Origin of the sequence: Pseudomonas sp. (assembly GCF_032058845.1) — a bacterium.
In the GTDB taxonomy this organism is placed as follows: Bacteria; Pseudomonadota; Gammaproteobacteria; order Pseudomonadales; family Pseudomonadaceae; genus Aquipseudomonas.
Window position 1 is genome coordinate 1 of the sequence record NZ_DAMCCR010000150.1, and the last position, 7,962, is coordinate 7,962.

Below are 7,962 nucleotides of genomic sequence, written 5' to 3' on the forward strand. Positions count from 1 at the left end.
CCAAGCGGGTTGCGCTTGCGCGCGACGCGCCATGCCTGGCGCACCATGAAAAAGGCGCCCTTGGGGCGCCTTTACGGTGCAGCGACTGCCTCAACCGAGGAAGCGCGTCGCCAGCCAGAACAGCCCGGCAGACAACGCCACCGTGGCTGGCAGGGTCAGGACCCAGGCCATCAGGATGGTCTTGATCGTGCCGCCTTGCAGGCCGCTCTTGTTGGCGACCATGGTGCCCGCCACGCCAGAGGACAGCACATGCGTGGTAGACACCGGCAGGCTGAACACGTTGGCCATGCCGATGGCGCAGGCCGCGGTGATCTGCGCCGACATGCCCTGGGCGTAGGTCATGCCTTGCTTGCCGATCTTCTCGCCAACGGTCAGCACCACGCGCTTCCAGCCAACCATGGTGCCCAGGCCCAGGGCCAGGGCAACCGCGACGATGACCCAGAAGGGTGCATATTCGGTGGTGGCGGTCACGTCCTTGCGCAGTTTGTCGAGGTCGGCACGCTCGCGTGCCTGCAGGCCTGGCAGCTTGCCGACCTTTTTCGCCGTGTCGTCCAGGCACAGCAGGTAGCGGCGCACTTCAACACGTTTTTCAGGGCTCAGGTCGTGGTAGTCGGTCACGCCAGCGAGCGAGCTCTGCAAGGCATTGATGGTCGGTTCGGTCTGCTTGGGGTCGCAGCTGAACTGGCCTGGCAGGTCGCCGGCCTGTGCCTTGCCCAGGGCCAGGTAATCGCCCAGGGTATCGGCATTGCGCTCGTAGAACTGGCTCAGGTGCAGGGTGGCGTCACGGGTACGTTCGATCTGGTAGGTGCTGCTGCCCAGGTCGAGCACGAACTGCGCCGGCACGATGCCGATCAGCACCAGCATGATCAGGCCGATGCCTTTCTGGCCATCGTTGGAGCCGTGCACGAAGCTCACGCCCATGGCCGAGATCACCAGCACCAGGCGATTCCAGAACGGCGGATGCTTCTTGTCGTCGAGCTTGCGGCGCTGGTCAGGCGTTTTGTGCATCTTCGACAGCGGCCGCCAGCGCTTGAGCAACAGCAATACCAGGGCAGCGACGATGAAGCCGGCCAGGGGCGAGAACACCAGCGACAGGCCGATATCGATCGCCTTCTGCCAGTTGACGCCATCACCCAGCGGGATGTGGTTGATCAGGGCATTGGCCAGGCCGACGCCCAAGATCGAGCCGATCAGGGTATGCGAGCTGGAGGCCGGAATGCCGAAGTACCAGGTGCCCAGGTTCCAGGCGATGGCCGCAGCCAGCAGCGAGAAGACCATGGCCAGGCCGTGACCGGTATTCACGTTGATCAGCAGTTCCACCGGCAACAGGTGGACGATGGCATAGGCCACGCCGACGCCGCCGAGCAACACGCCAAGGAAGTTGAAGACCCCCGAGAAGAACACCGCCAGGTGCGGCGGCATGGCTTTGGTATAGATGACTGTCGCTACCGCGTTGGCGGTGTCATGAAAGCCATTGATGAACTCGAAAGCGAGCACGAAGGTCAAGGCAAGCACCAGGCTTACGGCGACCCAGGCGTCCAGTCCGCTGAATAAATCGATCATGAAAAGTTTTCTGGCGGTCGAAAGGGGGCCGGATTATGCCAGAAAAACGCGCTGATCGAAGCATCCGCTTAGGCCCTAAAATCTTGCGCCAAATCAGTGTTGCGGGCAGTCGCCTCAAGCGCATCGCGTGCGAAGTTCGCGCAAAGGCTGGCAAATGCGCAACAACTACCCAGGCGCTGCAATGAGCGGGGCGGACGGTGACTCGCAGATTTCGCTATGAAATTTGTATGAATCCGTTACCGGTACGGCAGGCAAGCGTACTGAGTGGAGACGTCGAGGCCATGCTCATCAATCGCTCAGGCTCCGCCCGTGTCAGTCGACACAGCGTCACTGCAGAACACGGTCGCGCTGTTAGGGCAACTGCCAGGGTGGGCAGAACGTATCCACCCTTGGGCGAGTTGCAGCGTGTCAAGCGCTGGTCTGGCCGCTGTCAGTGCGCAGTTCCTTTTCCATCTTGTCCAGCTCTTCGGCGAAGGCCTGGTCATGAATGGTCGCGCGCTTGCGCCAGGGTTTGCGTTCTGGGTCAGGTTGCGCCGCATAGGTGGTGACTTCGCCGCCATACACGCCGGTAAAACGTTCAGCCTGGCGCTCGAGTTCTGCGCGCAGTTCATCTTTTGTCACAACAATACCTGTCAGTTTGAAGTTGTACCCCGAGGGCGACCATCACGTAGGCGTGGGTCGGTTACGAACCGGGGAAAGTGCGCTGTCGTAACGCCAGTGTTCCTGTTTGTCAGTGTTCGATCACCCGCCAGCGGCCTTGCAGGGGCTGGTACCCGGACCTGCGCGCGCTTGCACGCAACGTGCCTGGCGCTTCGACGGTGGCCGACAGCACGGGGTTGATCGGTAAAGAATGCGTACGGCGAGTATAATGCGCCTCTTGCGCCTGAACAGTCAGGCCAGTGCTTGGCATGAGCGTGCGCGAAGTTGCAGTTATATCGCGTTAGCCAAGGGCATGGCGAACATTAACTTCGATGTCGGAGTGTGCTGCAAGTTCGATTGCGCCGCACAAATGAAAACGGCCTCGCGAAAGGGCGAGGCCGTTGCCTTCAAGCTTCCACGGTGGGTACCTGACCAGTCTCTCCAAAGAAGCCACATCGGGCAGGTAGAAAGGTATAAGCAAACGTGTCGGCGGTCAATTGCGATTATCGGCCGCTTGTTCGATAATCGCACAAAGCACCGGTTCATCGAGACCTAGCCCATGAGCGAAGAAACCCCAGACGTTGCAGCTACCGGCCCGATTCGCGCCGCCACCGCCGCCTTGGCACCCCCGATCGTCGCGTCGGCGGCCAAGCGTATCCAGGCGTTCACCGGCGATCCTGACTTCATGACCTCGCTGGCCCGGGGCCTTGCGGTGATCCAGGCGTTTCAGGAGCGCAAGCGCCACCTGACCATCGCCCAGATCAGCCACCGTACCGAGATCCCCCGAGCAGCGGTGCGGCGCTGCCTGCACACGCTGATCAAACTGGGTTACGCCACGACGGACGGTCGCACCTACTCGCTGTTGCCCAAGGTGCTCACGCTGGGCCACGCGTACCTGTCCTCGACGCCGCTGGCGGTGTCTGCCCAGCCGTACCTCGACCGCATCAGCGACACGCTGCACGAGGCGGCCAACATGGCCACCCTCGAGGGCGACGACATTCTCTACATCGCTCGCTCGGCCACCGTGGAGCGCCTGATCTCGGTCGATCTCTCGGTCGGCGGCCGACTGCCGGCCTACTGCACCTCGATGGGCCGCATCATGCTCGCAGCGCTGGACGACGCCAGCCTGCGCGAATACCTGGAACGGGCCGACCTCAAGGCGCGCACCAGCCGCACCCTGCACGACGCCGATTCGTTGTTCGCCTGCATCCAGCAAGTGCGCGCACAAGGCTTCTGCGTGGTCGATCAGGAACTGGAGCAGGGCCTGCGCTCGATCGCCGTGCCCATCTATGACGCCTCCGGGCAAGTGCTGGCCGCGCTGAACGTCAGCACCCATGTGGGCCGGGTGACGCGCAACGAACTGGAACAGCGCTTTCTGCCCATCCTGCTGGCCACCAGCCAGGACCTGTGTACCCAGCTGTTCGGCTGAGGCCAACCCGTAATGCAAGCGCGGCGCAGCTAAAGCGTTCGATAAACGCACACAGTCACGGCGCATCAATTGCGCCCGCTGCCTGCGCTGACTACTGTTTCTCGCACGAGTCGGCTCAGACCGGCCGCACAAGAACAACAGACGAGAACTGTCCATGAACACTGCATCCCCACTGCTGCGGCCGCACCTGCATGCAGTACCGCCAGACCCCGTCTAGCCACGCACTCGCACTGCTCGAGACCCCCTCACGGCTGCACATCGACTGTGCAGGCGCCCGCTTGCGCGTACTGTCTGGACGACACCCATGACCTCACGATTCGATAAATCCGCAGCTTCTGCAGGCCAGGTGCTGGACGTTCAACGCTTGATCAATGAACAACCGCTCTCACGGTTTCAGTGGCGGGTGGTACTGCTGTGTTTCCTGATCGTCTTCCTCGATGGCCTGGACACCGCGGCGATGGGCTTCATCGCCCCGGCGCTGTCCCAGGCGTGGAGTATCGATCGCGCCAGCCTCGGCCCGGTGATGAGCGCCGCCTTGATCGGCATGGTCTTCGGCGCCCTGGGCTCGGGCCCCTTGGCCGACCGCTTTGGTCGACGTGGCGTGCTGATCGGCGCAGTGGCGCTGTTTGGCGGCTTCAGCCTGGCGTCGGCGTATGCCACGTCGGTCGATCAGTTGCTGATCCTGCGGTTTCTGACGGGCCTGGGCCTGGGGGCGGGCATGCCCAACGCCACCACGCTGCTCTCTGAATACACCCCGGAGCGGCACAAGTCGCTGCTGGTGACCAGCATGTTCTGTGGTTTCAACCTGGGCATGGCCGCAGGCGGCTTCGTCTCCGCCAAGCTGATTCCAGCCTATGGTTGGCAGAGCCTGCTGGTACTCGGCGGCGTCTTGCCGCTGCTGCTGGTGGGGGTGCTGACGGTCTGGCTGCCGGAATCGGCGCGTTTTCTGGTGGTGCGCAACCGCGGCACGCAGCGCGTGCGCAGGACCCTGGCGCCCATTGCGCCGGCTATCGTGGCAAGCGCCAGCGGTTTCAGTGTGCCGGAGCAGCAGGCAGTGGCCGCACGCAACGTGTTCGCGGTGATCTTCTCCGGCACCTATGGGCTGGGTACGCTGCTGCTGTGGCTGCCCTATTTCATGGGGCTGGTGATCGTCTACCTGCTCACCAGCTGGCTGCCGACCCTGATGCGCGATAGCGGCTCGAGCCTGGAACACGCGGCGTTCATCGGGGCACTGTTCCAGTTTGGCGGAGTGCTCAGCGCGGTGGCCGTCGGCTGGGCGATGGACCGCTGCAACCCGCACACGGTGATTGGCGTGTGTTACGCCCTGGCCGGTGGCTTCGCCTATGCGGTGGGGCAGAGCCTGGGCAACATGGCGCTGCTGGCGACCCTGGTGCTGCTGGCCGGGATGTGCGTGAACGGTGCGCAGTCGGCCATGCCCTCGCTGGCGGCGCGCTTCTACCCGACCCGGGCGCGCGCGACGGGGGTGTCATGGATGCTCGGGATCGGCCGCTTCGGCGCGATTCTCGGCGCATGGAGTGGGGCGACCCTGCTCGGGCTCGGCTGGAGCTTCACGCAGGTCCTGACGGCACTGCTGGTGCCGGCAGCGCTGGCGGCAGTAGCGGTGGTGATCAAGGGCGTGGTCAGCCATGCGGATGCCACCTGAGCAGGCAGGCGTGAGCAAGCGGCCGACATATCGTTCGATAATCGCCCAGATAGACGATTATCGGATTGTAAAGCCACCGCGCGGCTCCTTACTCTGAGTGCATCGCAGCGCCGGTTTCGACGCGCTGCTCAGCGCATCGACTCGTCCTGACCAGGAGTCTCCAATGGCAGCAATCCTTTCGCTTCACGACGCTGTGAAGCAGTTCATCCAGGATGGCGACACCGTCGCCCTGGAAGGTTTCACGCATCTGATTCCGACTGCCGCAGGGCACGAGATCATTCGCCAGAACAAGCGCGACCTGACCCTGGTGCGCATGACCCCCGACCTGATCTACGACCAGCTGATCGGTGCCGGTTGCGCCAAGCGCCTGATCTTCTCCTGGGGCGGCAACCCAGGCGTGGGTTCGCTGCACCGCCTGCGCGATGCGGTCGAGAAACAATGGCCGCACGCGATCGAGATCGAAGAGCACAGCCATGCCGACCTCGCCAATGCCTACGTCGCCGGTGCGTCAGGGCTGCCATTCGCGGTGCTGCGCGCCTACGCGGGCTCCGACCTGCCCAAGGTCAACCCGCTGATCAAGAGCGTGACCTGCCCGTTCACCGGCGAAGTGCTGGCGGCCGTGCCCTCGGTACGCCCGGATGTGACCGTGATCCACGCGCAGAAAGCCGACCGCAAAGGCAACGTGCTGCTCTGGGGCATCCTCGGCGTGCAGAAGGAAGCCGCGCTGGCCGCCAAGCGCTGCATCGTCACCGTCGAAGAAATCGTCGATGACCTGCAAGCGCCGATGAACGCCTGCGTGCTGCCGACCTGGGCCTTGAGCGCCGTGTGTCTGGTGCCAGGCGGCGCGCATCCGTCCTATGCCCACGGCTACTACGAGCGTGACAACCGCTTCTATCAGGCCTGGGACCCGATTGCGCGCAACCGCGAGACCTTTACCGCCTGGATCGACACCTACATCCGCGGCACTGCCGACTTCACCGAATTCAAGGCCCGCCTGGCCAGCACCTCGGAGGCCGTACAATGAGCTACTCCACCGCTGAAATGATGACTGTCGCCGCCGCGCGCCGCCTGCGTAACGGTGCGGTGTGCTTCGTCGGCATCGGCCTGCCGTCCAAGGCCGCCAACCTGGCGCGTCTGACCTCCTCGCCGGATGTGGTGCTGATCTACGAGTCCGGGCCGATTGGCGCCAAGCCCAGTGTGCTGCCGCTGTCGATCGGTGATGGCGAGCTGGCCGAAACCGCCGACACCGTAGTGCCGACCGGCGAAATCTTTCGCTACTGGCTGCAAGGGGGGCGCATCGATGTGGGCTTTCTTGGCGCGGCCCAGGTGGATCGTTTCGGCAACATCAACACCACCGTGGTCGGTGACTACCATGCCCCGCGCACCCGCCTTCCGGGCGCGGGCGGCGCGCCGGAGATCGCCGGTTCCGCCAAGCAGGTGCTGATCATCCTCAAGCAATCGACCCGCGCCTTCGTCGAGAAGCTCGACTTCATCACCTCGGTCGGGCACGGCGAAGGCGGCGACTCACGCAAACGCCTGGGCCTGCCCGGCGAGGGGCCGGTGGGCATCATCACTGACCTGTGCATCATGGAGCCGGAAGCCGACACCCACGAGTTCGTGGTGACGTCGATTCACCCGGGTGTGACCCGTGAGCAGATCATCGCTGCCACCGGCTGGACCCTGCGGTTTGCGGAGGATGTCCAGGACACCGCTGCGCCAACCGACGCCGAGCTGTCTGCGCTGCGCGACCTTGAAGCACGAACCGCCGCGGCCCATGGCCAGGCGCCAGGAGAAGCGTGATGCGTGATGTGTTTATCTGCGATGCCGTTCGCACCCCCATCGGCCGCTTCGGCGGCGCGCTGGCCAGCGTGCGGGCCGACGACCTGGCCGCCGTGCCGCTCAAGGCGCTGATCGAGCGCAATCCCGGCGTGCAGTGGGAGCAGGTCGACGAAGTGTTTCTCGGCTGCGCCAACCAGGCCGGTGAAGACAACCGCAACGTCGCGCGCATGGCGCTGCTGCTGGCAGGCCTGCCCGACAGTATCCCGGGCGTGACCCTGAATCGCCTCTGCGCCTCGGGCATGGAGGCCGTCGGCACTGCGTTCCGGGCCATTGCCAGCGGCGAGATGGAGCTGGCGATTGCGGGGGGCGTGGAATCGATGTCGCGCGCGCCGTTCGTGATGGGCAAGGCCGAGAGCGGTTATTCGCGCACCATGAAGCTGGAAGACACGACCATCGGCTGGCGCTTCGTCAACCCGTTGATGAAGCAGCAACATGGCGTCGACTCGATGCCCGAAACAGCCGACAACGTGGCCGACGACTACAGCGTCTCGCGCGCCGACCAGGACGCTTTCGCCCTGCGTAGCCAGCAGAAAGCCGCGGCGGCCCAAGCGGCCGGTTTCTTCGCCGAAGAGATCGTGCCCGTGCGCATCGCCCACAAAAAAGGCGAAACCGTGGTCGATCAGGACGAGCACCTGCGCCCCGATACCACCTTGGAGGCACTGACCCGGCTCAAGCCGGTCAACGGCCCCGACAAGACCGTGACAGCCGGCAATGCGTCGGGCGTCAACGACGGCGCGGCAGCGCTGATCCTGGCGTCGGCCGAGGCGGTGAAGCGCCACGGCCTGACCCCGCGGGCGCGGGTACTGGGCATGGCCAGCGGCGGCGTTGC

At 64.5% G+C, this 7,962-nt stretch carries 7 protein-coding genes; 5 read left to right on the forward strand and 2 right to left on the reverse strand.

Annotated elements, in window-relative coordinates:
• Window positions 1-90 precede the first annotated feature (90 nt).
• Both RT028_RS19150 and RT028_RS19155 read right to left on the reverse strand, forming a co-directional pair.
• Window positions 91-1,563, reverse strand: a complete 1,473-nt coding sequence (locus tag RT028_RS19150; RefSeq protein ID WP_312936887.1) for an inorganic phosphate transporter — start codon at window positions 1,561-1,563, stop codon at window positions 91-93.
• Between the two features lie 408 nt (window positions 1,564-1,971).
• Window positions 1,972-2,184, reverse strand: coding sequence for a hypothetical protein (locus tag RT028_RS19155; protein ID WP_312936889.1), 213 nt, complete (start codon window positions 2,182-2,184; stop codon window positions 1,972-1,974).
• Window positions 2,185-2,761: 577 nt separating this feature from the next.
• Between RT028_RS19155 and pcaR the strand changes: the two genes are divergently transcribed.
• The 5 genes from pcaR to RT028_RS19180 form a co-directional block, all read left to right on the forward strand.
• Window positions 2,762-3,631: a pca regulon transcriptional regulator PcaR gene (gene pcaR / locus RT028_RS19160; RefSeq protein WP_312936891.1), complete on the forward strand. Its 870-nt coding sequence runs from the start codon at window positions 2,762-2,764 to the stop codon at window positions 3,629-3,631.
• A gap of 304 nt (window positions 3,632-3,935) precedes the next feature.
• On the forward strand, window positions 3,936-5,294 hold the full coding sequence (locus tag RT028_RS19165; protein WP_312936893.1) for an MFS transporter: 1,359 nt from the start codon (window positions 3,936-3,938) through the stop codon (window positions 5,292-5,294).
• A 163-nt stretch (window positions 5,295-5,457) separates the two neighbouring features.
• Window positions 5,458-6,318 carry a CoA transferase subunit A gene (locus tag RT028_RS19170; protein WP_312936895.1) on the forward strand — a complete coding sequence of 287 codons (861 nt, stop codon included), beginning with the start codon at window positions 5,458-5,460 and terminating at the stop codon, window positions 6,316-6,318.
• Window positions 6,315-7,094 (forward strand): CoA-transferase subunit beta, encoded by a 780-nt coding sequence (locus tag RT028_RS19175; protein WP_312936897.1) that lies wholly within the window; start codon window positions 6,315-6,317, stop codon window positions 7,092-7,094. Before RT028_RS19170 ends, RT028_RS19175 begins: the two co-directional genes overlap by 4 nt.
• A partial coding sequence (locus tag RT028_RS19180; protein ID WP_312936899.1) for an acetyl-CoA C-acyltransferase occupies window positions 7,091-7,962 on the forward strand: 872 nt, incomplete at its 3' end. The genes RT028_RS19175 and RT028_RS19180, both read left to right, overlap by 4 nt.